This window comes from Streptomyces sp. NPDC091387 (genome assembly GCF_044756945.1).
Lineage (GTDB): Bacteria > Actinomycetota > Actinomycetes > Streptomycetales > Streptomycetaceae > Streptomyces.
Genome location: NZ_JBIVTZ010000007.1, coordinates 180,585 through 204,685, shown reverse-complemented (window position 1 = coordinate 204,685; position 24,101 = coordinate 180,585). Strand labels below are relative to the sequence as shown.

Here is a 24,101-nt window from a genome sequence, read left to right as displayed (position 1 = left end):
CGCCGGGGATTCCTCAGGCGCGCGGCTCGCGGGACACCCAGCCCCGTTCGTAGGCGTGCCAGCCCAGCTGCAGCCGGGTCGACACCCCGGTCAGCTCCATCAGGCCCTTGACCCGGCGCTGCACGGTCCGCAGCCCCAGTTCCAGCTGTTTCGCCACACTGGCGTCGGTCAGCCCGGCCAGCAGCAGCGAAAGAACCTCCAGATCCGTCGGATCGGGCCCGGTCGCGTCCTCCCGCAGCAGCCCGCTCTCGCCGAGCCGCAGCGGCATCGCCTCGCGCCACACCGCCTCGAAGAGCCCCATCAGCGACTCCAGCAGCCCGGACGCGTGCACGACCAGGGCCGCGGGCTCCGCGCCGCGGCCCGTCAGCGGAACCATCGCCAGCGACGCATCGGCGACGACCAGCTTCGTCGGCACCCGGTCCACGACCCGGCACCGCTCGTCACGGCTCAGCGCCGCCGACAGCTCCAGGATCCCCGACGGCAGCGCGAGCACCTCGCGCTCGACCACCACCCGGAACGTCACCCCACGCGTGGCGGCCTGCTCCTCGGACTCGTTGTCCAGACCGCTGACCGCGATCGGCTTCCCGGTGACCAGGGCGCACACCTCGCTCGTCGCACCCAGCTGGAGCTGATGGAACCGGTGCGCCACCGCGCTCGCACCGGTGACCACCTCGACCAGGTCGTGGACGGCGGGTTCGGCGGCGTCCACCCGGTACTCCTCGGCCAGCAGTACCGCCGCCAGCTCCGCCTGCTCCAGCTCGTGGCGCTGCTGCGTCAGCAGCGCACCCAGCGCGACCCCCGGCGGCGCCGCCACCCACCGCCCCGTGCGGGCCGACGACTGGGCGGCCAGACCGTGCTGCTCCAGCCGCCGCAGCGCCCGCTCGGTCTCCGGTTCCGGAAGCGCCAGCCGGTGCGCGAGATCGGAGAGTTCCGCGGCTCCCAGTGCCACGAGCGCGCGATAGGCCGATTCCTGTCTCTCGTCGAGACCTATGGCTCCCAGCATCCCCTGACCCCTCCCGGACGCAGTGCTTCCGTGTCATGTGGTGCTTCTCGGCCGAGCGGCCGTGGCGGAAAGCGGCCACGGCGTAAACCCGCCTCGGCACATCATCGCCGTACCGCCCGCCCCTCTGCCAATGTGGCGCCACCGCAGCACCAACAACCTCCGGAACATGGTGCTTTGTGCTGCCCGTGCCGGTTCCGCCTGAGGAGAGTGATGCGTCCGATATCGCGTACGGCACTGGGGGCGGCCGGCAGGCCGGCCCCCCTACGGGCCGAACTGGCGGACGCCGGGGGCGACTCCGTCGTCCGGACCGTGACCGACGCCTGCGCCGTGCGCTGACGCCGGATCACCCGACCGGTCCGCCGGGCGTCCTTCCCGTGGGGGGTGGGGCCGCCCGGCGGACCTCTTTCGCGGAGGGGCGCCCACCACATTTTGGGGATGATCCGTTTTGCGACGGCCCCCGCGGTGGACAATATGGGCATGAGTCAGCAGGGGGAGAGGCCCGCCGCCCACGAGGACGACTGGTGGCGCAGGCTGTACGACGAATCCGCCCCGGACACCGGGGCGAGCCAGGCGGCCGACAGTCTCGACGACCGCTTCGACTCGGCGTCGGACGCCGTGGGGCCCGACGGCCGTGACGCGTACGAGGCCGCCGCGCCCGTGCCCGAGCCGCGGGCCGCGCCGCCGGAGGCCGACGGGACAGCCCAGGCCCCGCCCCTTCCGCCGCCGACGCCACCGCCCTCGACGCCACCGCCGCCGCGCGAGGAGCCCGTACGCGCTCCCTGGGAGCCTCCGGCCGGCCCACCCGGGCCCCGCACCTTCACGGCGCCGGCACCCATACCCGTCCCGGCGCCCGAAGCCGTGGCGCCAGAGCTCCCCGCCGCGCCCGGACCCGCACGCGCCGATCCCCGCATCGCCCCGCCGCTGCCCAGGCGGCCGGTCGCCGAGCGGAACGAGAACGAGCGGCCGGACGGGACCGAGCGACCGGACGCGGAGGTCCCGGCGCCCACCGCCCCGGCGGCCACCGCCCCGGCGCCCACCGCCCCGGCGCCCACCGCTCCGGACCCCACCGCTCCGGACCCCACCGTCCCCACGACCGGGACGCAAGCACCGCGCCCCGCGTCCTACGTGGGTGCCAGGCCGCCCACGTACGACGCCGAGCCCACCGCGCTGCCCGCGACCGACCCGCGCGAGATCCACGCCCTCGTCGCCGACACCGTGCTCGACGGCGCCACCTACGGGACGTACACCCTGCGGGCCGCCTCCGTGCGCGGCGACTCCGCACGGTTCCGGGGCGAGCCCCGGCGCGACGCGCTGCTCACCGCCCGCTTCGGCGCCGCCGAGAGCGCCCTCGTCCTGGTCGCCGTCGCGGGCGGCGCCCGCACCGCCGAAGGTGTGCACCCGGCCGCCGCCGATGCGTGCCGCTGGATCGGCGAGGCCGTCGGACGCAGCCATGTCCGGCTCTCCGAGGACATACGGGCGGGCCGCCGCGGCGCACTCAAGTCGGGTCTGCACCGGCTCGCCGACCGCAGCTACGGCAGGCTCCGCGCCCGCGCCGCCGAACTCGGGCTCGAACCCCACGAATACACGTCGGGTCTGCGCTGCCTCCTGCTCTCCGCCGACCCCGACTGCCGCACCCGGGTCTTCTTCGGCGTCGGCGGCGGAGGGCTCTTCCGGCTGCGCGACGGCAGCTGGCAGGACCTCGAACCGGAGGTTCCGCACCCCGGCGGACTCACCGGGGAGGGCGTGGTCGGCTTCGGCTCCGCGTCCCCCGAGAGCGGGCCCGACGGCGAGCGGCTGACCATGGACCTGGGGATCACCACCGCCCCGCCCCCGTACATCGAGAGCCCGGTCCCGCCGCCCGCGGAACCGTTCCGGTTCCGGGCCTCTGTCGCCCGGCCGGGCGACACCCTGCTGCTGTGCAGCAACGGTCTGGCGGATCCGCTGCGCGACGAACCGGCGCTGGCCGACGAACTCGCCCGCCGCTGGTCACCCGGCCCGGCACCCGGCCTCACGGAGTTCCTCGCGGACACCCGGCTCAGGGTCAAGGGGTACGCCGACGACCGGACGGCGGTCGGCGTCTGGGAGGCGTAACCGCGCGCGCCGTGGGTTGATGGACTCCGGAGAACCGGTCCGGCCGAGGTTTCGCGCCGCGGAGTCCGGACAGCCGAACGTGCACGGAGCACAGGCAGAGGGAGTACGCACCCATGGCCAAGCAGAACGTGTCGGAGCAGTTCGTCGACATCCTCGCCCGCGCGGGCGTCAAGCGCCTGTACGGGGTCGTCGGCGACAGCCTCAACCCGGTCGTCGACGCCATCCGCCGGCACCAGGGCATGGACTGGATCCAGGTCAGACACGAGGAGACGGCCGCGTTCGCCGCCGGTGCGGAGGCACAGATCACCGGCACGCTGGCGGCCTGCGCCGGATCGTGCGGACCCGGCAACCTCCACCTCATCAACGGCCTCTACGACGCACACCGCTCCATGGCACCCGTGCTCGCGCTCGCCTCGCACATCCCGTCGAGCGAGATCGGCCTCGGGTACTTCCAGGAGACCCATCCGGAGCTGCTCTTCCAGGAGTGCAGCCACTACAACGAGATGATCTCCAACCCGCAGCAGATGCCGAGGCTGCTCCAGACGGCCATCCAGCACGCGATCGGCCGGGGCGGCGTCAGCGTCGTCTCGATGCCGGGCGACATCGCCTCGCAGGCCGCACCCGAGAAGTCGATCGAGCACGCCATGGTCACCTCACGGCCCTCCGTGCGGCCGGGCGACGCGGAGATCGAGAAGCTCTGCCGGATGGTCGACGAGGCCAAACGGGTGACGCTGTTCTGCGGCAGCGGGACGGCGGGCGCGCACGCCGAGGTGATGGAGTTCGCCGAGCGGGTGAAGTCCCCCGTCGGGCACGCGCTGCGCGGCAAGGAGTGGATCCAGTACGACAACCCGTACGACGTTGGCATGAGCGGCCTGCTCGGCTACGGCGCCGCCTACGAGGCCACCAACGAGTGCGATCTGCTGATCCTGCTCGGTACGGACTTCCCGTACAACGCCTTCCTCCCCAACGATGTGAAGATCGTCCAGGTCGATGTGCGGCCCGAGCACCTGGGCCGCCGCTCCAAGCTCGATCTGGCGGTCTGGGGCGATGTCCGCGAGACGCTGCGCTGCCTGACCCCGCGGGTGAAGGCGAAGACCGACCGCAAGTTCCTCGACCGGATGCTGAAGAAGCACGCCGACGCCCTGGAGGGCGTGATCAAGGCGTACACCCGCAAGGTCGACAAGCACGTGCCGATCCACCCGGAGTACGTGGCCTCGGTGCTGGACGAACTCGCCGACGAGGACGCGGTGTTCACGGTCGACACGGGCATGTGCAATGTCTGGGCGGCCCGCTACCTGTCACCCAACGGCAAGCGCCGGGTCATTGGATCCTTCACCCACGGCTCGATGGCCAACGCGCTGCCGCAGGCCATCGGCGCGCAGTTCACGGACCGGAACCGGCAGGTCGTCTCGATGTCCGGGGACGGCGGATTCACGATGCTGATGGGGGACTTCCTGACCCTCGTCCAGTACGACCTGCCGGTGAAGGTCGTACTGTTCAACAACTCCGCGCTGGGCATGGTCGAACTGGAGATGCTGGTGGCGGGACTCCCGTCGTTCGGGACGACCAACAAGAACCCGGACTTCGCGGCCATCGCCCGAGCCTCGGGCGCGTACGGCGTACGTGTCGAGAAGCCCAAGCAGCTCGAAGGCGCCCTCAAGGACGCCTTCAGGCACAAGGGCCCCGCCCTCGTCGATGTCGTCACCGACCCCAACGCGCTCTCCATCCCGCCGAAGATCAGCGCGGACATGGTGACCGGTTTCGCGCTCTCCGCCAGCAAGATCGTGCTGGACGGCGGAGTGGGCCGGATGGTCCAGATGGCCCGCTCCAACCTCCGTAACGTGCCCCGCCCCTGAGGCACCACGTCCGCGGCGGCCGGGGCCCGCGAGGCCCCGGCCGCTCCGGGGCCGCCACTCACGCCGGGGTCAGCCGCACCGTCAGGATCTGGAACGGCCGCAGCGCCAGGGAGAGGCCGTGCGCGTCGGTCGTCGCCGCGTGCAGCGGCCGTTCCAGCAGGTCGGTGATCTGCGCCGCGAGGACGGGGAACGAGACCCGCAGCGTCGCGTCCGCCCGGCCCCCGGCCGACTCGTAGAGCCGGACGACGACATCGCCGCTGCGGTCCTCGGCGAGCTTCACCGACTCCACGGTCACCGCCGGATGGCCGGTCGAGACGACCGACGGCACCGCCGGGGCGACCGCGGCGCGCAGCGGCAGATTGAGGGCCAGCCCCTCCCGTACGGCGTCGGTGATCTCCACGCCGGGCGCCAGCGCGTACCGGAACCGGTGCGTGCCGAGGTCGGTCTCCGGGTCGGGGCTGTGCGGGGCGCGCAGCAGCGTCAGCCGTACGGTCGTACCGAGGCCCGCCGCGTGCGGGGTACGGGTCACCTCGTGCCCGTACGTCGAGTCGTTGAGCAGCGCGATGCCGTACCCCGGCTCCGCGACCCGCAGCCAGCGATGGGCGCAGATCTCGAAACGGGCCGCGTCCCAGCCGGTGTTGGCGTGCGTGGGCCGGTGGACGTGACCGAACTGGATCTCGGCCGTGGACCGTTCGGCGTGCACATCGAGCGGGAACGCCGCCTTGAGGACCTTCTCCGACTCCTGCCAGTCCACCTCGGTCTCGATGTCGACCTGCCGGCTCCCCGCGGCGAGCCGGATCTCCTGCACGATCCGGGACGCGCCGAACGCGCGCACCACCCGCACGGCCGCCCGCAGCGGCCCCTCCTCCACCAGCTCGACCAGCTCGGCGTCGGTGAGATCGGTGCGTGAGCGGCGGTAGTGGGCGTCGATGTCCCAGGCGTCCCAGTTGTTCGGGTGGTCCGGGTGCAGCTGGAGGAGGTTGGCCCAGTGGCCGGGGGCCAGGACCTCGCGGCCCGCCGCCAGGTCGAGGACGGAGGTGATCAGCCCGTCCCGGTCGACGGTGACGCGCAGCAGCCCGTTGTCGAGGACGGTCCCGTCGTCCGCGTGGACAGCGGCCGAGACCGCCTGCTCCGGGACCGCCGCACCGTCCAGCAGCGCCGAGCCGAGGCCCGGCACCTCGGCGAGCACCGCGGTGCGCCCGTCGCCCAGCGACTGCACATGAGCCCCGGACGGCAGCACCGCACTCGCCGCGGCGTCCAGCTCGACGACCTGACCGCGCGGGTACGGGGAGGAGTTGAGCGCCACCAGTCCCTGCGCCGTACCGAGTGCCGTCACCGCCTCCGCCACCAGGTCCGCCAGCTCCACGCGCACCTGCTCATAGGTGTCACGGGCCTCGCGGTGGACCCAGGCGATCGACGAGCCCGGCAGGATGTCGTGGAACTGGTGGAGCAGGACCGTCTTCCAGATCCGGTCCAGCGCCTCGTACGGGTAGGCGTACGCGGGTGCCCGCAGGGCCGCCGCGGTCGCCCACAACTCGGCCTCGCGCAAGAGGTGTTCGCTGCGGCGGTTGCCCTGCTTGGTCTTGGCCTGAGTGGTGTACGTCGCCCGGTGCAGCTCCAGGTACAGCTCACCCGACCAGACCGGCGCCTGCGCCCCGTACTCCTCCTCGGCCGCGGCGAAGAACGCCGAGGGCTTCTCGATCTCGACCCGGGGGGAGCCCTCCAGATCGCTGAGCCTGCGGGCCTTCTCCATCATCTCCCGGGTCGGGCCGCCGCCGCCGTCGCCCCAGCCGAACGGCATGAGGGAGCGGGTGGCCCGGCCCTTGTCCGTGAAGTTCTTCTCGGCGTGGGCGAGTTCGAGGCCGTGGAAGTGGGCGTTGTAGGTGTCGACGGGCGGGAAGTGCGTGAAGACCCTGGTGCCGTCGATGCCCTCCCACCAGAAGGTGTGGTGCGGCATCTTGTTGGTCTGGTTCCACGACAGCTTCTGTGTCAGGAACCAGCGGATTCGCGCGAGTTGCGCCAGCTGGGGGAACGCGCCGGTGCAGCCGAAGGAGTCCGGCAGCCAGATCTCCTCGGTCTCCACCCCCAGCTCCTGCTCGAAGAACCGCTTCCCGTGCACGATCTGCCGGGCCAGCGCCTCGCCGCCGGGCAGATTGGCGTCGGACTCCACCCACATCGAACCGACGGGCTCCCACTGCCCGTCCGCCACCGCCCGTACGATCCGCTCCCAGATGTGCGGCTGGTGCTCCTTGACCCAGGCGTACTGCTGGGCCTGCGAGCAGGAGAAGACCAGCTCCGGGTAGTCCTTGGCGAGCGCGGTGACGTTGGCGAAGGTGCGGGAGGCCTTCCGTACCGTCTCGCGCAGCGGCCACAGCCATGCCGAGTCGATGTGCGCGTGCCCGGTGGCCGAGATCCGGTGCGCGCTCGCCGACGCGGGCCGGGACAGGACCTCGGCGAGCTCGGCCCGTCCGGCCGCCGCGGTGGCGGACACGTCGTGCAGATCGAGCGCGTCGAGCATCCGCTCCAGCGCCCGCAGGATCTCGTGCCGCCGCGACCGGTCGGCGGGCAGCTCCCGCATCAGCTCGGACAGCACCTCGATGTCCAGTACGAGGTGCCAGACGTCCTCGTCCAGCACGGCGAGGTCCGCCGACGCGAACCGGTAGAGCGGGTCGTCGCCCGCCGTGAGCACGTCCCCGAGCGGCGTCGGCTCGAAGCCGTGTTCCAGCACCGCCGGGTTGGCCGCCGCCTCCAGCAGCAGGGAGACCCGCTCGCCACCGTCGGCGGGTGCGCCGACGGTCAGATGCCGGTTGCGCGGGTGGACACCCTTCAGCGGGACGCCCTCGGTGTCGTAGAGCATCCCCTCGGCCTGGAAGCCGGGGGCCTGGCCGGAGAAGCCCGGATCGACCACCACCTCGACCCGGCGGCCGGCCCACTCCTGCGGCACCGCCCCGTCCAGCCGGAACCAGCTGGTGGTCCACGGGCTGCCCCACACCGTGCCGGCCGCGAACGGCTCGTAGCGCGCCTCGAGAGCCTCCGCCACCGGAACCGGCTCGCCCGGCGTATGCCACACCGCCAGCGTGAGCGGGGTCCGCGCCGCGTACTCGGCGGGGCGGATGAACTGGTGGAGGGCCCGCTCCAGCCGGCCCTCCACCAGTGTGCTGTCGTCGTGCATGCTGCTCCTCGTTGTCGGCACCCGCGCGCGGTCGAGGCTTGCATTCCCCAGTGGCGGAGATCCACCCCTCACCGGCGGCCGACCGCCCGCGCCGATGGCCGCGAGGTGGGTGCGAGCCATATGACGACACGTCAGGCAGAGGGCGACGAGGCCCTCTTGGCACCCCCTGAGCAATGTGACATATTACTGGCGTGTTCACGAGACAGCCTTTGGACGTCGTCGTTGTCGGGGCCGGAGTGGTCGGCGCCGCCTGCGCCTACTACGCGGCCCGGTCCGGACTCGCGGTCGCGGTGGTGGACCGTGGACCGGTCGCCGGTGGCACCACCGGGGCCGGCGAGGGGAATCTCCTGGTCTCGGACAAGCCGCCGGGTCCGGAGCTGGACCTCGCGCTGCTCTCCGCTTCCCTCTGGCTCGAACTCTCCCAAGTGCTGCCACCGGCCATCGAGTTCGAGCGCAAGGGGGGCCTGGTGGTCGCGGCCGGCGCGTCGTCGCTGGCCACCCTGACCGCGACGGCGGCCGGACAGGCCGGGGCGGGAGTGCGGACCTCCGTGATCGCCCCGCACGAGCTGCCGGAACTCGAACCGCACCTCGCGCCCGGCCTCGCGGGCGGAGTCCTCTATCCGCAGGACGCACAGGTGCAACCCGCCCTGGCCGCAGCGCACTTGATACGGGCCGCACGGGATGCCGGGGCCGACGTGCACCTGGGAGAAGCGGTCACAGCCGTGCTGACCGGGCCGACCGGAGCGGTACGCGGTGTACGGACCGGCCGCGGTGACCTGCTCGCTCCCGCGGTCGTCAACGCCACGGGCGTCCGGGGCGGCGAGCTGGCCGCACTGGCGGGGGTGGAACTGCCCGTACTGCCCCGGCGCGGCTTCGTCCTGGTCACCGAGCCGCTGCCGCGCCTGATCAGGCACAAGGTGTACGCGGCGGAGTACGTGGCCGACGTGTCCAGCGGGTCGGCCGCACTACAGACGTCCCCCGTCGTGGAGGGCACGCCGTCGGGGCCGGTCCTGATCGGCGCCAGCCGCGAACGGGTCGGCTTCGACCGCACGTTGTCCGTGCCGGTCATCAGCCGGCTGGCCGCGGCGGCGGCCGCGCTCTTCCCCGTACTCGGGACGGCCCGCGTGCTCCGCGCCTACCACGGGTTCCGCCCGTACCTGCCCGACCACCTCCCGGCCATCGGAGCCGACCGCCGGGTCCCGGGCCTCTTCCACGCCTGCGGCCACGAGGGCGCGGGGATCGGCCTGGCGCCCGCGACGGCGGCGCTCGTCATCGCGGCGATCCGCGGCGAGGAACCCGCCCTCGACCCCGAGCCGTTCCGGCCCGACCGGTTCGACGTGACGCCCGGATCCGGGCGGTGAACCGCCGTCCCCCGACCCCGTACACCCCCCCGACAGGCCCGCCGCCGGCCCGACCGCGGCCACCCGGGTCCCGTGACCTCCCGCTGCCGACCGACCGCCCGATCACCGAGACAGGAGCCCTGGTGATACGTATCCGCAAGCGCACCGCAGCCCGCACCCCGGCCGGCGTGGCCGGTGCCGAGTCCGGGCCGGGGTTCGAGATCACCTTCGACGGCCGCCCGGTCCGTGCCCAGCCCGGTCAGAGTGTCGCGGCAGCCCTCTGGGCGGCCTCCGTCCTCACCTGGCGCACCACCAGGGTGAACGGACGGCCACGGGGTGCCTTCTGCGGTATCGGCTCCTGCTTCGACTGCCTGGTCACCGTCAACGGCATTCCCGGCCGACGGGCCTGCCTGCTGCCCGCACGCCCCGGCGACGCGGTCACGACCCAGGAAGGGGACGGACATGCCGGTCTCCTCCACTGAACCCCCCGGCTCCGCGGCCACGCCGCCCCACACCGAACTCGCGGTGGTGGGCGCCGGACCGGCCGGACTGGCAGCGGCGGTCACCGCGGCCGACGGCGGACTCGACGTGGTCCTGCTCGACGCGGCGGACGCACCCGGCGGCCAGTACTACCGCGCCCCGGCCCCCGGCCTCGGCGCCACCCGGCCCGAGACGCTGCACCACGGCTGGGCACGGTTCGCCGCACTGAGGTCCCGCCTCGACCGGCACCGCGAGGCGGGGCGGATCCGCCACCTCGCCGGGCATCAGGTGTGGGCCGTCGAGAGGACCGGGGCGGACTGGACCCTGCACGCCGTCACCGGCCCCGACGCCGAAGGCTCCGCCACGCTGCGCGCCCGCCGGCTGCTCGTCGCGACCGGCTCCCACGAGCGCCAACTCCCCTTCCCCGGCTGGACGCTGCCTGGAGTAGTGGGCGCGGCCGGGGCGCAGGCCATGCTCAAGTCGGGGCTGGTGCTGCCGGGGCGGCGCATCGTCGTCGCGGGCAGCGGGCCGCTGCTGCAGGCCGTCGCGGTGTCCCTGACGCGGGCGGGCGCCCGGGTGCCCGCACTGGTGGAGGCCGCCGGATACGTGGCGTACGGACGTGCTCCCCGTGTGCTGGCCGCCGATCCCGGCCGGCTCCGGGAGGGGGTACGGCACGGCGCGGCACTGGCCCGCCACCGGGTACGGGTGCTGACGCACCGTGCGGTCACCGCCGTGCACGGCACCGACCGGGTCGAAGGGGTCACCGTCAGCCGCCTGGACCGCGACTGGCGTCCGCTGCCCGGGACCGGGCGCCGTATCGACTGCGACACCCTGGCCGTGGGCCACGGCCTCGTACCGCAGCTGGACCTCGCCGTCGGACTGGGGTGCGCTACCCGGTGCGGTGCGGACGGGGCGGCCGCCCTGGCGCTCGACGACGACCTCCGCACCACCGTGCCCGGTGTCTGGGCCGCGGGGGAGGCCGGTGGCATCGGCGGGGTTCACCTCGCTCTGGTCGAGGGGGAGTTGGCCGCTCTCTCCTTGATCGGGGACGCACGGGAGGGGATGCGGGGCCGGGACGCGCACCGGATGACGGTGCTGAGGCGGGCCCGGCGGCGGATGCGCGCGTTCGCCGAGCTCATGGGCGCCGTGCACCGCCCCGGACCCGGCTGGACCGAGTGGCTCGCCGCGGACACGGAGGTCTGCCGCTGCGAGGAGGTCACCGCCGGCGCGATCCGCACAGCGGTCGACGACCTCGGTGCCGGGGACAGCCGTACGGTCAAACTCCTCACCCGGGCCGGGATGGGCTGGTGCCAGGGCCGGATGTGCGGATTCGCGGTCCGGGGGCTGGCAGGCTGCGCCGCGGAGGCCGGAGCCCCCGACCGCCGACCGCTCGCCTGCCCCGTCCCGCTCTCCGTGCTCGCCCGCGCGGCCCGCCCCGAGGACGAGTGAGGCCCCGCGGCGGGCCCGTCTCACGGGCCCCGCCCGGGGCCAGGGCCTCTCCCTCTTCCCTCTCGTCGTTCATGTCATGTCACCCTTTGAAGGAGCCCAGATGTCGACGAACTCCGCTGCACGGAACAGTCCCTGGCGAGGCGTCATGGTCGCCACCCCGCTCACCCTGCGCGAGGACCGGTCCATCGACTTCGACGCGTACGCGGCCCATGTCCGCGACCTCGTGGACGCCGGCTGCGACGGGGTGGTGCCCAACGGCTCGCTGGGGGAGTACCAGACCCTCACGGACCAGGAGCGCGACCAGGTGGTGCGCGTCGCGGTCGAGGCGGCCGGGGACGGTGCCAGGGTCATGCCCGGGGTCTCCGCCTACGACAGCGCCCAGTCGCGCCGCAGGGCCGACCGGGCCGCGGAGGCGGGCGCCGGATCCGTCCTGCTGCTGCCGCCCAACGGCTACCCGTGCGAGGACGCCGCGGTCCGCGCGCACTACGCCGAGGTCGCGGCGGCGGGCGTGCCGGTCGTCGCGTACAACAATCCGTACGACACCAAGGTCGATCTGACCCCGAGGCTGCTCGCACAGCTCCACGCGGACGGGTCCATCGTGGCCGTCAAGGAGTTCAGCGGGGACGTCCGCAGGGCCTACGAGATCGCCGAGGAGGCCCCCGGGCTCGATCTGCTGGTCGGCGCCGACGACGTCCTGCTGGAACTCGCCCTGGCCGGTGCCGTCGGCTGGATCGCGGGCTGCCCCAACATGCTGCCCGCCGGCTGCGTCGCGCTGTACCGCGCAGCCGTCTCCGGGGACCTGGAGACGGCCCTGCCGCTCTACCGGCGGCTCCATCCGCTGCTGCGGTGGGACTCGAAGCCGGAGTTCGTCCAGGCGATCAAGGCGTCGATGGACATCGTCGGACGGCACGGCGGCCCCACCCGGCCGCCGAGGCTGCCGCTGGACGCCGAGTCCGTGGCCGCCGTGCGCGCCGCCACCGAGAAGGCGCTCGCCGAGGGGCTGGACTGACCGCGCCCCGGCACGCGGAACGAGCGAAGAACGCGTACCGCGCACCACGGACGACACACCGCACACCGCAACGGACCGGCAGGACGACCGAGGGGGAGACTTGCGCACGCGTCACATATTCCACGCCGTCGACTCGCACACCGAGGGCATGCCCACCCGCGTCATCACCGGCGGGATCGGCACCATCCCCGGCGCCACCATGGCCGAACGACGCAATCACTTCATGGCGCACCGCGACGCGGTGCGCACCCTGCTGATGTACGAGCCGCGCGGCCACGCCGCCATGAGCGGTGCCGTACTCCAGCCGCCGACCCGCCCCGACGCCGACTTCGGGGTCCTGTTCATGGAGGTCTCCGGCTGTCTGCCGATGTGCGGACACGGCACCATCGGGGTGGCCACCGTGCTGGTGGAGACCGGCATGGTGGAGGTCACCGAACCGGTCACCACGGTCCGGCTGGACACCCCTGCCGGGCTGGTCTCCGTCGACGTGCACGTCGAGGACGGAGCCGCCACCTCCGTGACGCTCACCAACGTCCCCGCCTTCTCCGCCGGACTGGGTCTCACGGCGAAGGTGCCCGGCCTCGGCACCGTCCCCTACGACCTCGCCTACGGCGGCAACTTCTACGCGATGGTGCAACTGGCCGACATCGGGCTCCCCTTCGACCGCTCGCGCAAGGACGAACTGCTGGAGGCCGGGCTCGCCCTGATGGACGCGGTCAACGACACCGACCGCCCGGTCCACCCGCTCGACCCCGACATCCACGGCCTCAAGCACGTCCAGTTGATCGCACCGGGCTCCGACGCCGCCCACTCCCGGCACGCCATGGCCATCCACCCCGGATGGTTCGACCGGTCACCGTGCGGCACCGGAACCTCCGCACGGATGGCCCAGCTCCACGCGCGGGGCGAACTCCCCCTGGACACCGACTTCGTCAACGAGTCCTTCATCGGTACGTCGTTCACCGGCCGGCTGGTGGCGGAGACCACCGTCGGAACGCTGCCCGCCGTGGTTCCCACCGTCACGGGCCGCGCCTGGATCACCGGAACCGCGCAGTACTTCCTCGATCCGGCCGACCCCTTCCCCGAAGGGTTCCTGCTGTGAATCCGTGACCCCGCGGACGCCCGCTGCCCCGGCCCCGTACTCCCCGCACCACGGGGCCGGGTGGCAAGACAACGTGACATTGTATTCTGGTGCTCCGCACGGTGCTGGAGGACAGACATGGCCCGCCTCACGTCGCTCAACGTGATCTCGGCGCAGGAACATCTGCGCGACCAGGTGGCGCACGCGCTGCGGGCGGCGCTGATCTCCGGGGAGCTGAGGCCGGGGACGATCTACTCCGCGCCCGCGCTCGCCTCGGAGTTCGGCGTCTCCGCGACGCCCGTCCGTGAGGCGATGCTCGATCTGGCCCGGGAGGGACTCGTCGAGGCCGTCCGTAACAAGGGCTTCCGGATCACCGAGCTGACCGACCAGGACCTCGACGACTTCACCGAACTCCGCGCCATGATCGAGGTTCCCACCGTCGGCCGGATCGCGCGCATGGGCCTGACGCGCGAGCTGGAGGAACTGCGCCCCGTCGCGCAGGAGATCGTCGAGGCCGCACGCCGTCACGACATCTTGGGCTACCTGGAGGCGGACCGCCGCTTCCACCTCGCCCTGCTCGGGCTGGCCGGGAACCGCCGACTCGTCGAGGAGGTCGGTGAACTGCGCAAGCGCTCCCGCCTCTACGGGCTGAACCGGCTCGCCGAATCAGGGCAGTTGACCGCCTCGGCCGAGGAGCACGTACAGCTGCTGGATCTGGTGGTCGCCGGTGACGCCGCGGGCGCCGAGGCCTGCATGCTCGCCCACATGTCCCATGTCAGGTCCCTGTGGGCCGACGGCAGGCGCGCGGACAAGGAGCGGGCGGACGGGGAGCAGGCCGGCGGGGAGCCCGAGGGCGTACCGGCCGCCAAGGCCTGAGGCCGCCGCACACCGGCCATCACCCCGGAGCCAACGGGGTGATGCGGGCCGTTCAGCCCCGGACCGGCCTCTCGTGGTTCTCCCCTGCCTCCCCTGCCTCCCCGGCCGAGCAGCTCCGGAGTGGCGGCGTGCTCAGCTCTCCAGCAGCCCCGCCATCCAGGCCTCGATACCGTCCGGCGTCCGGGGCAGCGCGGACGACATCAGCCGGGCGCCGTCCGCGGTGATCACGAGGTCGTCCTCGATCCGGATGCCGATCCCCCGGAGCTCCCGGGGGAGGGTCTCGTCGTCCGGCTGGAGGTACAGGCCCGGCTCCACGGTGAGTACCTGCCCCGGCTCCAGGACCCCGTCCAGGTACGCCCCGGCGCGTGCCTGCGCGCAGTCGTGCAGGTCCATGCCGAGCATGTGGCCGCTGCTGCACAGGGTGTAGCGGCGGTGGAATCCGTTCTCGGGGGCCAGCGCCTCGTCGGCCGGCATCGGCAGCACGCCCCAGTCGTGCAGGCCGTCGGCGATGACCCGCATCGCGGCCCGGTGGAAGTCGCGGAACCGGGCGCCGGGACGCAGCGCCGCGATGCCCGCGTCCTGGGCGGCCAGCACCAAGTCGTACACGGTGCGCTGGAGCGGGGTGAAGGTGCCGGACAGCGGGAGGGTGCGGGTGATGTCGGCGGTGTAGAGCGAATCGGTCTCCACGCCCGCGTCCAGCAGCATCAACTGCCCCCGCTCCAAAGGGCCGTCGTTGCGGGTCCAGCGCAGCACGCAGGCGTGCGCCCCGGCAGCGGCGATGGTCGCGTAGCCGGGACCGTTGCCGTCGAGCCGGGACCTGAGGCCGAACACGCCCTCGACCACGCGTTCGCCGCGCGGATGGGCCAGTGCCTTTGGCAATGACCGTACGACGTCCTCGAAGCCGGCGGTCGTCGCATCGACAGCGCGCTGCAACTCGCCCTGCTCCCAAGGGTCCTTGACCAGCCTCAGCTCGCTCAGGACGGTGTCGAGGCCGGCCGGGGCGGGCCGTGGCGCGGGGAACCGGCGCGCGTCACCCAGCCAGGCGTCGACCGCCGGGTCGATGCCCGCGACGACCCGGGTCGGGGGCTGGGCCCCGGTCATCAGCTTCTCCCACGCGTCCAGGTGCTCGCAGCGGATGCCGGTGAGCCCGGCGGCCTCCGCGAGCCCGGGTCTGCGGCCGACCCAGAACTCCCCGTACCCGCGGTCCCGGTAGAACTCGCCGCCGGTGCGCGACGACCGGGGTCTCAGGTAGAGCACCGCCTCGTGGCGTGCGTCCCCGTCGGGCTCCAGGACCAGCACGTGGCCGGCCTGGTCCTCCCCGGTGAGACCGGTGAGCCAGGCGTAGCCGGTGTGCGGTCTGAAGCGGTGGTCCGTGTCGTTGGACCGGACGGCGAGGGCGCCCGCCGGGACGACCAGCCGCTCGCCCGGAAATCGGGCGGCCACCCGCGCGCGGCGGGCCGGTGTCAGGTCGTGGGCCGGGACGTGGTCACCCGCCGGGAGCGGGGTGTCGGCCCAGGCGGCGCGCATGAAGGCGTCCAGGGCAGGCGACACCGGCAGGTCGTGGCTGCCGGTGTGCAGGGGGAGTCGGGGCTCGGTCACGGGGCGGAACTCCTCGGGCTGTGTCGACACCGGCCGCAAGCAGGTTGCCGCGGACGGGAGTTGGCGCGCCGATGAATGTGCGCGCAACGCCTTCCAAAGAACATGTGACATGTGCCATTGTACAGTCGGTCGCGATTGAGGTCGTGCTCATGTCAGACATTCATCCCCGTCACGCCTCGACCGCGCACCATCCCCCACGGCCGCGCACCGTCGCGCGGCCACCACTCCGCTGGGAGGCGGCACGTGAAGAACCGAACGGTTCGTCAGAGATTCACCGGGCTATCCACCGTGGCCCTGGCGGCCTGCCTGGGCGTCGGCATGCTCGCGGCACCGAGCCGGGCCGCCGAGGTCCGTCCCTCCACACCGGCCGCCGCAAGCGCGACGGCCGCCGCGCACAAGGCCGCCGACCCGGCCGCACCGGACCCGGGCGGCCCCGCCGCACAGTCCCTCACCGCGCCCCTCCAGGACGCCGCTCACATAGGTGACAAGGCGCTGAAGCCCGCGGACCGGGCGCCGCAGACCGCATCCAAGGACGCGCTGCGACGCGACTACGACGACCAGGGCGCCTCCGCACCGAGCCACCCCGCCCCCTCGATGAAGGCGAAGGCCCGCTCCGCCGCCAAGTCGGCCGGAACCGGCGCGGCCGCCGCCTGTTCGGTCGCCGACTTCACCAGCCGCACCGGGAGCGCCCTGGTCCAGCAGGTCAAGTCATCGACGACCGACTGCGTCAACACCCTGTTCAGCGTCAAGGGCAACGACGGCTACCTCGCCTTCCGCGAGGCCCAGATGGTCAGCGTCGCCAACGCGATGCGCGACGCGTCCGCCGCCTACCCGGGTAACAGCAGCACCGGCATGCCGCAGCTGGTGCTCTTCCTCCGGGCCGGCTACTACGTGCAGTACTACGACCCCGGCACCGTCGGCAGCTACGGCGCCCCGCTGCGTACCGCCATCCAGGGCGGCCTGGACGGCTTCTTCGCCTCCTCGCACTCCCGCGACGTCACGGACGCCAACGGCGAGACCCTGGCCGAGGCCGTCACCCTCATCGACAGCGCGGAGCAGAACGCCCGCTACCTGTACGTCGTCAAGCGGCTGCTCGCCGACTACAACTCCTCGTACAACAGCTCCTGGTACATGCTCAACGCGGTCAACAACGTCTACACCGTGACCTTCCGCGGCCACCAGGTGCCTGAGTTCGTCAGCGCCGTCGTGGCCGACCCGAGCCTGCTCGACTCGCTCGCCGGCTTCGCCCGTGACCACCTGAGCCTGCTGGGCACGGACCAGTCGTACCTGACCTCCAACGCGGGACGCGAACTGGCCCGCTTCCTCCAGGAGGCGCCGCTGCTGCCCAAGGTCCGCCCGCTCGTCACCGACCTGCTCGGCCGGAGCTCCCTGACCGGACCCACCGCGCCGCTCTGGGTCGGGCTCGCGGAGATGACCGACTACTACGACGCGGCCAACTGCTCCGCCTACAACACCTGCGACCTGTCGGCACGCCTCAAGAGCGCCGTGCTCCCGGTCAACTACACGTGCAGCACCAGCATTCGCATCCTGGCCCAGCAGATGTCCTCGACCGATCTCGCGACCGCCTGCACCAGCCTGCGCAACCAGGACGCCTACTTCCACGGCGTGGTGCGGGACAACGGCCCCGTCGCCAACGACCGCAACAGCACCATCGAGGTGGTGGTCTTCGATTCGAGCACCGACTACCAGACCTACGCCGGCGCCATCTACGGCATCGACACCAACAACGGCGGCATGTACCTGGAGGGCGACCCGGCCGCGGCCGGCAACCAGCCGCGGTTCATCGCCTACGAGGCCGAGTGGGTCCGGCCCGAGTTCCAGATCTGGAACCTGAACCACGAGTACACGCACTACCTCGACGGCCGGTTCGACATGGCCGGCGACTTCGACGCCGGCATCACGACGCCGACCATCTGGTGGATCGAGGGCTTCGCGGAGTACGTCTCCTACAGCTACCGCGACGTCGTCTACGACGACGCCATCACCCAGGCCGCCGCGCACACCTACACCCTGCGCAGCCTGTTCGACACCACGTACGACAACGCCGACCAGACCCGCATCTACAACTGGGGCTACCTGGCCGTCCGTTACATGCTCCAGTCGCACCGCGCCGATGTGGACAAGCTGCTGGGCCTCTACCGCAGCGGTGACTGGAACGGCGCCCGCACCCTGCTCACCTCCACCATCGGCAGCCGCTACGACGCCGACTGGAACACCTGGCTGACGTCCTGCGCGGCCGGCAGCTGCGGCACCACCACCAACCCGCCCACCGAGCCGGGCAACGAGTGCGCCACCGGCGACAGCCGCGAACTCGGCCAGAACTGCGCCCGCAGCGGGCAGCAGGCCACCAAGGGCAACTACTCCTACCTCTACGTCTACGTCCCCGCCGGCACCGCCCGGCTGAAGATCACCACGAGCGGTGGCACGGGCGACGCCGATCTCTACTACAACGCCAACGGCTGGGCCACCACGGGCGCCTACACCTCCCGGGCGACCGGCAGCGGGAACGCCCACACGCTGACCGTCGACCACCCGGCGGAAGGCGCCCACTACATCAGCCTCTACGCCGTGCAGGACTTCGGCGGAGTGAAGGTCTCCGCGCAGTACTGATCCAACCCGGGGTCACGGGTGCGGCCCACCGCACCCGTGACCCCTCAGAGCAGTCGCAGGGAGCCCGGAGCCGTCTCGTCCCGGATGATCTCCAGCAGTCGGTCGAAGAGTGTCGGTCCCCGGCCCTCCTCGGCCTGCGCCAGCTCCTGCCGCAGCCGCGGCAGGTTGCTCGGATGGGCGCGGCCGAGCAGGCCGCGCAGATGGCGCGCGGTCTCCTCGTGTCCCAGGGCGCGTGCCGAGAGGGCGTGGTCCCGCCACTCGATGACGAAGTCGCCGTCGTCCGGCGTGCCCATCCCGCCCCTCAGGCAGTCCGCGAAGGCGTCGAGACCGGTGCCGAAGTAGCCGCCGGGCCCGTTCACCGCCTCGCCGATCAGCTGCCAGAAGCGCTCCAGGCCGGTGACCTCGGAGCCGTTGATCACATAGGTCACGGTCATGGGGGGAGCGTACAAGTCCGGTTCACCGGTGATCCGCGCCGCAGGTGGGGGACTGCGGCGCGGATCCTTCCGGGGAGGTTTCAGCAAGTGAAGTCGACGAGGTCGAACGTCTCGTAGTGGTCGGAGGTGTAGTAGTCCTCCTGGGTCTCCTCACCGGTGACGATCCGGCGTGCGCCGCGGGTCGGGGCGCCGGGCGTGATCACGGTGTACTCGTGGTAGTAGCCGGTGCTCTGTCCGGGCAGGACGCCTTCGCGGTTCTGGAAGACGACGCCGTCCTGGTCGTACGGGAAGGGACCACCCGCGTCGATGAGATCGAGGGTGTCGTGAGCCTGGGAGGGAAGGGCGGAGGAGCAGATGCTGCCGACCGAGGTGGTGCCGGCTGTCGCGGCGGTCGCGACCGGGCCGCCGACGAAGAGGACGGACAGGAGGGCGGCGACGCCGCCGAGCGTGGTGATCCGTGGGGGGATTCGCATACCCACCATGATGACGCGCGTAGACGCGTTCCCGTCAACGCCAACTCCGGTGAAGGTTTTGGAAGTTAACCCGAACAGCGGCAACTCCGCGTCCGGACTGCCCGATCCGTACCGGATGGCGTGGTTCCGCACGCCGTGACACGTCGGCAAGCGTGACGGCCCGTGGGTGGGGCATGCATTGCGTAGAGCACGTTCGAGACGAGAAGGGGGCGATTCACTGTGCGGGCGGGGGAGACGATGGAGCGTCAGGAAATGGGCCGGCTGCATCGCAGACTGTGCAGCGAGGATCTGGCCGCGATTTCCGAAGTGCGGTGTGCCGTACGCGAATTACTGAGGTACCGGTGGAAGGAGGAGCCCGCGCAGGTGGCTGAGCTGCTGCTCAGCGAGCTGGTGACCAACGCGCTGGTCCACACGGACGACGGCGCGGTCGTCGCCGTCAGCGTGGCGCCGCGGAAGCTGCGGGTGGAGGTGAGGGACTTCGTCCCCGGGATGCCCGTGTCGCACGTACCGAACGCCGACGACGGTACGCACGGCAGAGGGCTGGTGCTGGTGGACAGCCTCGCGGACGCCTGGGGAGTCAGCCCGCAGGCGCTGGGGAAGATGGTCTGGTTCGAGCTGGACGGCGAACGGCCCTGACTGTCCGACGGACTGTCAGGGCCGTTCATCGCCAACTGCGTTGAGCGCCTGCTCGCCGACCGGTACGGGTCAGCCGAACTGCTGCTCCAGGTCCTTCAGCTTCTGCTCCAGCGAGTCGAGCCGGGGCAGGGCCTGGGTGTCGTCCTCGGCAGTGAGGTCGACCGCTCTCGGGTCAGTCGTGCTCAGGTCCGAGGCGTTCTTGGAGCTGGAGCCGTTGACGGCTTGCAGGGATGGCCGGGGTCGCAGAGGCAGCTGACCCGGCTCGGATATGGCGGGCTCCGCGACGGACTGCGCGGAGCCCGTCGCGGCGGTGAGAGCCTGGACATCCACCTGGGCGCCGCCCCGGCCGGCGCGGCCCCAGGCCCGGTTCTGCCGGTTCAGGGCCTTGATCTGCGCCCGGTCCAGCTTCTCCTGGTCCTTCCTGCGGAGACGGTTCTGCTCCTTCTCCCTGCGGTCCTCGCGTACCTCGTCGACCGCCTCGTCCAGCGTGCGTACGCCTTCGAGGAGCATCAGCGACCAGGCGCCGAAGGTCTCCCGGGGCGCGCGCAGCCACCGAACGATCCGGATCTGCGGCAGCGGGCGGGGCACCAGGCCCTGCTCGCGCAGCGCGGCGACACGGGTCTGCTTCAGTGCCCGGTCGAAGAGCACGGCCGCCGAGAGCGACATCCCCGCGAAGAAGTGCGGGGCGCCCGCGTGGGCCAGGCCGCGCGGTGCGTGCACCCAGTTGAACCAGGCGGCGGCACCGGCGAAGGTCCACACCAGCAGCCGGGAGCCGAGGGCCGCGTCGCCGTGGCTGGCCTCCCGGACGGCGAGCACGGAGCAGAACATCGCGGCCCCGTCGAGGCCGAACGGCACCAGGTACTCCCAGCCTCCGGAGAGGCTGAGGTTTTGCCGGCCGAAGCCGACGAGCCCGTGGAAGGAGAGCGCGGCGGCGACCGCCGCGCAGCAGAACAGCAGAACGTACGAAGCCGTGGCGTAGAGCGCTTCCTTGCGCCTGCGCCGGTCCTCGCTGCGTTCCCAGGTGTCGTCGGCCGCGGACGTGTCAGCGGCGCGCTTGCCGCGTGCGACCACCGCCACCGCCGCCATGACCCCCGCGAGCAGCACGGCGCCCGGAAGCAGCCAGTCGAGCGATATGTCGGTCAGTCTCATGCGCGGTCCCTTGCGTCGCGTAGGGCGTGTCGGGCGCAATCGTGGCGGACATTCCCTCAAGTCCAGACGGTTTCGGGGCAAGTGAACGCCAATGGGTTGGCTGAGACGCCGAATTCCCGCGATCTAGTCGAACGCCCCTCAGTGGCGCGCCAGTTGTGTTCGATTCACGTCACCCCTGCGGGTGGTGTGGATCAGGGAGCGGGCGTCAGCTTCCGCAGCCGGTCGGCATCGCAGGTGCGCGGGCAGGTGACACAGGTGTCCTCGGGCCGCAGCGTGTAGAAGAGGCAGCAGCTCGCCCGGTCGCGGGTGGGCAGCGACTCGCCGTTCGGTCCGGTCAGTTCACGGAAGCCCGCCGTGCCGACGTACGGCTTCGTGGTGCCCGGCAGGAGCGCCTCCAGCTCGGCCATCGCGCGCCGCTCCTCGCCCAGGAGGTGGGCGATGTACCAGAGGCCCTCGACGATCTCGTCCGTCGCCATGCCCCACAGGGCCCGCTTTCCGCGCCGCATCCGCGGTCCGAAGCCGTCGAGCACCGGTCCGAGGTGCTCGGCCACGGACGAGAGGACCTCGGCGCGCAGCGCGGCCTCGTCGGCCACCACCCGGGCGCCCGGCAGCGCCGCCGCGGGATCGTCGGGCAGGCAGGCGAACTCCCTTACCCGGAGGGTCAGATGGCCCAGTGCCCGCTGGAACGCGACGCCCTCGACCGGGATCCGCGGCACCCGCCGGTGCAGGAACCACGGCACCGTCACGAGCAGGCAGGCAGGCCAGGCGTAGCGGTGCAGGCCGAAGCTGGCGACGACATCGGGGCGGGCCTGCTGTCCGTAGTCCCGGAGCACCTGCGCGTTGTCCCAGGCGAGGAAGGTGTCCAGGGCGCCGCCGCCGGCCGCGAGCTCGTGCGCGCCGACCCAGCCGACGCCGCCCGGGGCGGTCTCGTCGTCCGCGAGCACTTCGGCGCGCAGGCCGGGGAAGACCTCGGCCAGACGCGCGTACGCCTCGGTCACGGCCGAGGCTGTCGCTGCGGGGAGCAGGGCGGGGAAGGTCATGCGGGGACCACCGTATCGCGATCGTTTAGAGGTAAGCCTTACCTTACCCGACCTGATCGATGTGTGAACTGCGGCCTCCTCCGCCTATCGTGCACACGGGGCACGGCGCACGCGAGCCGTGCCCGCGCCGGCCGAGGAGGTACCCGTGGAGCAGGGCAGAGCGTGCGAGGAGGTGCGGCCGCCGTACGCGTCCGTCGCGTCCGTGACCGCCCACTCGTCCGTCCGGGTGCCCGAACAGGCCCGCGGCGAGCACACCCACAGCGAGCCGTCCCCGCCCCGGGTCGTGGTGCAGCGGCACTCCGTGCGCGGCCAGATCCTGGAGGCCCTGCGCGCCGCCCTCGTCGACGGCGAGCTGGCCCCCGGGCAGGTCTACTCCGCCCCGGCCCTCGGCGCCCGCTTCGGGGTCTCCGCCACCCCGGTACGCGAGGCGATGCAGCAGCTGGCCGTCGAGGGGGCCGTCGAGGTCGTGCCGAACCGCGGCTTCCGGGTCGCCGAGCGCGGCCCGCGCGAGCTGGCCGAGCTGGCCGAGGTACGGGCGCTGATCGAGGTCCCCGTCATGCTGCGGCTCGCCCGCACCGTGCCGCCGGCGGGCTGGTGCGCCCTGCGCCCGCTGGCCGACGCCACCGTGGCGGCGGCAGCCGTCGGCGACCGGGCCAGTTACGCCGAGGCCGACCGGGCCTTCCACGGAGCGGTGCTCGCGCTCTCGGGCAACGCACAGCTCGTGGCGGTGGCCGACGAACTGCACCGCCGCTCCCAGTGGCCCCTGGAGACCAACCCCGTCACCCGCCGCGCCGACCTGCTGGCGGACGCCTCCGAGCACACCGCGCTCCTGGACGCGCTGATGGCCCAGGACGTGGTGGTCGTGCAGTCACTCGTGCGGGAGCACTTCGCCGGCTCCGGGGGCTGACTCCGACAGGTGCGGCAGGGCCCCCGGGCGCGGCGTCAGTTCGCCTCGGCCGTCCCGGGGACCGGCGGGTCGATGTGGGGGGCCAGCCAGGTCGGTACACCGCCGAGCAGCCGGAAGAGCCTGCCCGCCTCCGCGCGCAGCCGGGTCGCCGCCTCGGGCTCCGGTTCGGTGTCCGCCATGGCGATGAGCGCCGGGGCCGTGCCGACCAGGTATCCCAGCTCCTCCCTTATCCGCAGGGACTCCGCGAAACCGTGCCGGGCCTCGGCGAGTTCCCCCTCGCGCAGGGCGATCAGGGCGAGATGGCGCCAGGTGGAGGAGAGGAGCAGCTCATCGCCCTGGGCGGTGGCACCCGCATGGGCCCTGCGGTACGCGGCGCGTGCCGCCTGCGGCGAGTCCGCGATGTTCTGGGCGATCAGGCCCCGCCGGAAGTCGAGCAGCGGGCGGCCCGCGGCGGCCGGGGCGAGCAGCGCGGCGGCCCGGCTCAGCGCCACCCGGGCCTCGTCGGCCCGGTCCCGCACCCCGAGCAGCGTCGAGGCGTACGCGAGATGTCCGCGCTCGCAGGCGGCGGCCCCGCGCTCGGCGTCGTCGTGGGCCAGGGCCTCCGCGGTGCGCAGCGCGTCCTCGGCATCGGTCCAGCCCTGTCCCGTGTACAGGCACCGCTCGGTCAGCAGGGCCGTCCGCTGGAGCGCCGCGGCCGGATCGGTGGCGGCGTCGTGTTCCAGCAGTGCCGCGGCGTCCGTCCAACAGGCGCGTGACCGCAACCGCCATACCGCTGTCTGGAGCGGCGGATCGTCATCTGCTGTCGTTCCGGAACCAGACATGGCGGTATACGCCACATTGCCCTCCCCGAGCGCACCATTGAGCTGTGGAGAGTG

20 protein-coding genes are annotated in these 24,101 nt (G+C 72.5%); 12 read left to right on the top strand and 8 right to left on the bottom strand.

Features of this window, described 5'->3' with window-relative positions:
* Positions 1 to 13 precede the first annotated feature (13 nt).
* Positions 14 to 1,003 carry a helix-turn-helix domain-containing protein gene (locus ACIQM0_RS16540; RefSeq protein ID WP_401286802.1) on the bottom strand — a complete coding sequence of 330 codons (990 nt, stop codon included), beginning with the start codon at positions 1,001 to 1,003 and terminating at the stop codon, positions 14 to 16.
* A gap of 210 nt (positions 1,004 to 1,213) precedes the next feature.
* Between ACIQM0_RS16540 and ACIQM0_RS16535 the strand changes: the two genes are divergently transcribed.
* From ACIQM0_RS16535 to ACIQM0_RS16525, 3 genes are all read left to right on the top strand, one after another.
* On the top strand, positions 1,214 to 1,339 hold the full coding sequence (locus tag ACIQM0_RS16535; RefSeq protein WP_401286799.1) for a hypothetical protein: 126 nt from the start codon (positions 1,214 to 1,216) through the stop codon (positions 1,337 to 1,339).
* 141 nt (positions 1,340 to 1,480) lie between these two features.
* Entirely contained in the window at positions 1,481 to 3,094 is a 1,614-nt protein-coding gene (locus ACIQM0_RS16530; RefSeq protein ID WP_401286796.1) for a protein phosphatase 2C domain-containing protein, read from the top strand.
* Positions 3,095 to 3,207: 113 nt separating this feature from the next.
* Positions 3,208 to 4,950 (top strand): pyruvate dehydrogenase, encoded by a 1,743-nt coding sequence (locus ACIQM0_RS16525; RefSeq protein WP_401286793.1) that lies wholly within the window; start codon positions 3,208 to 3,210, stop codon positions 4,948 to 4,950.
* A 58-nt stretch (positions 4,951 to 5,008) separates the two neighbouring features.
* Here the strand turns inward: ACIQM0_RS16525 and ACIQM0_RS16520 are convergent, their stop codons facing one another.
* Positions 5,009 to 8,122 (bottom strand): alpha-mannosidase, encoded by a 3,114-nt coding sequence (locus ACIQM0_RS16520; RefSeq protein ID WP_401286791.1) that lies wholly within the window; start codon positions 8,120 to 8,122, stop codon positions 5,009 to 5,011.
* A gap of 191 nt (positions 8,123 to 8,313) precedes the next feature.
* Here ACIQM0_RS16520 and ACIQM0_RS16515 point away from each other — a divergent pair, with 191 nt between their 5' ends.
* From ACIQM0_RS16515 to ACIQM0_RS16490, 6 genes are all read left to right on the top strand, one after another.
* Positions 8,314 to 9,483: an NAD(P)/FAD-dependent oxidoreductase gene (locus ACIQM0_RS16515; RefSeq protein WP_401286788.1), complete on the top strand. Its 1,170-nt coding sequence runs from the start codon at positions 8,314 to 8,316 to the stop codon at positions 9,481 to 9,483.
* Positions 9,484 to 9,605: 122 nt separating this feature from the next.
* Positions 9,606 to 9,944, top strand: coding sequence for a (2Fe-2S)-binding protein (locus tag ACIQM0_RS16510; protein WP_363020931.1), 339 nt, complete (start codon positions 9,606 to 9,608; stop codon positions 9,942 to 9,944).
* Positions 9,925 to 11,391, top strand: a complete 1,467-nt coding sequence (locus ACIQM0_RS16505) for an NAD(P)/FAD-dependent oxidoreductase (RefSeq protein ID WP_401286785.1) — start codon at positions 9,925 to 9,927, stop codon at positions 11,389 to 11,391. The genes ACIQM0_RS16510 and ACIQM0_RS16505 overlap by 20 nt, the downstream gene beginning before the upstream one ends.
* A gap of 100 nt (positions 11,392 to 11,491) precedes the next feature.
* Positions 11,492 to 12,400, top strand: coding sequence for a dihydrodipicolinate synthase family protein (locus ACIQM0_RS16500; RefSeq protein ID WP_401286782.1), 909 nt, complete (start codon positions 11,492 to 11,494; stop codon positions 12,398 to 12,400).
* 100 nt (positions 12,401 to 12,500) lie between these two features.
* A complete protein-coding gene (locus ACIQM0_RS16495) occupies positions 12,501 to 13,502 on the top strand; it encodes a proline racemase family protein (protein WP_385346965.1) in 1,002 nt (333 codons plus the stop codon).
* A gap of 117 nt (positions 13,503 to 13,619) precedes the next feature.
* Positions 13,620 to 14,357 (top strand): GntR family transcriptional regulator, encoded by a 738-nt coding sequence (locus ACIQM0_RS16490; protein WP_401286779.1) that lies wholly within the window; start codon positions 13,620 to 13,622, stop codon positions 14,355 to 14,357.
* 132 nt (positions 14,358 to 14,489) lie between these two features.
* Here the strand turns inward: ACIQM0_RS16490 and ACIQM0_RS16485 are convergent, their stop codons facing one another.
* Entirely contained in the window at positions 14,490 to 15,956 is a 1,467-nt protein-coding gene (locus tag ACIQM0_RS16485; protein ID WP_401286776.1) for an aminopeptidase P family protein, read from the bottom strand.
* Between the two features lie 243 nt (positions 15,957 to 16,199).
* Between ACIQM0_RS16485 and ACIQM0_RS16480 the strand changes: the two genes are divergently transcribed.
* Entirely contained in the window at positions 16,200 to 18,587 is a 2,388-nt protein-coding gene (locus ACIQM0_RS16480; RefSeq protein ID WP_401286773.1) for a M9 family metallopeptidase, read from the top strand.
* Between the two features lie 44 nt (positions 18,588 to 18,631).
* Here ACIQM0_RS16480 and ACIQM0_RS16475 read toward each other — a convergent pair whose 3' ends face one another.
* Positions 18,632 to 19,021, bottom strand: a complete 390-nt coding sequence (locus ACIQM0_RS16475) for a barstar family protein (RefSeq protein WP_401286771.1) — start codon at positions 19,019 to 19,021, stop codon at positions 18,632 to 18,634.
* A gap of 80 nt (positions 19,022 to 19,101) precedes the next feature.
* Complete coding sequence (locus ACIQM0_RS16470; protein WP_363020923.1) at positions 19,102 to 19,494, bottom strand: ribonuclease domain-containing protein; 393 nt, start codon at positions 19,492 to 19,494, stop codon at positions 19,102 to 19,104.
* A 252-nt stretch (positions 19,495 to 19,746) separates the two neighbouring features.
* Between ACIQM0_RS16470 and ACIQM0_RS16465 the strand changes: the two genes are divergently transcribed.
* Positions 19,747 to 20,130, top strand: coding sequence for an ATP-binding protein (locus ACIQM0_RS16465; protein ID WP_401287207.1), 384 nt, complete (start codon positions 19,747 to 19,749; stop codon positions 20,128 to 20,130).
* Between the two features lie 69 nt (positions 20,131 to 20,199).
* Here ACIQM0_RS16465 and ACIQM0_RS16460 read toward each other — a convergent pair whose 3' ends face one another.
* The gene (locus tag ACIQM0_RS16460; RefSeq protein WP_401286767.1) at positions 20,200 to 21,279 is read right to left on the bottom strand and encodes a DUF2637 domain-containing protein; all 1,080 of its coding nucleotides are present in this window, start codon (positions 21,277 to 21,279) and stop codon (positions 20,200 to 20,202) included.
* A gap of 191 nt (positions 21,280 to 21,470) precedes the next feature.
* Complete coding sequence (locus ACIQM0_RS16455) at positions 21,471 to 22,319, bottom strand: (2Fe-2S)-binding protein (RefSeq protein ID WP_401286764.1); 849 nt, start codon at positions 22,317 to 22,319, stop codon at positions 21,471 to 21,473.
* Between the two features lie 145 nt (positions 22,320 to 22,464).
* On the opposite strand from ACIQM0_RS16455, the gene ACIQM0_RS16450 reads away from it, so the two are divergent.
* Entirely contained in the window at positions 22,465 to 23,226 is a 762-nt protein-coding gene (locus ACIQM0_RS16450) for a GntR family transcriptional regulator (RefSeq protein WP_401286761.1), read from the top strand.
* Between the two features lie 35 nt (positions 23,227 to 23,261).
* Here ACIQM0_RS16450 and ACIQM0_RS16445 read toward each other — a convergent pair whose 3' ends face one another.
* On the bottom strand, positions 23,262 to 24,047 hold the full coding sequence (locus ACIQM0_RS16445) for a hypothetical protein (RefSeq protein ID WP_363020919.1): 786 nt from the start codon (positions 24,045 to 24,047) through the stop codon (positions 23,262 to 23,264).
* Between the last annotated feature and the right edge of the window lie 54 nt (positions 24,048 to 24,101).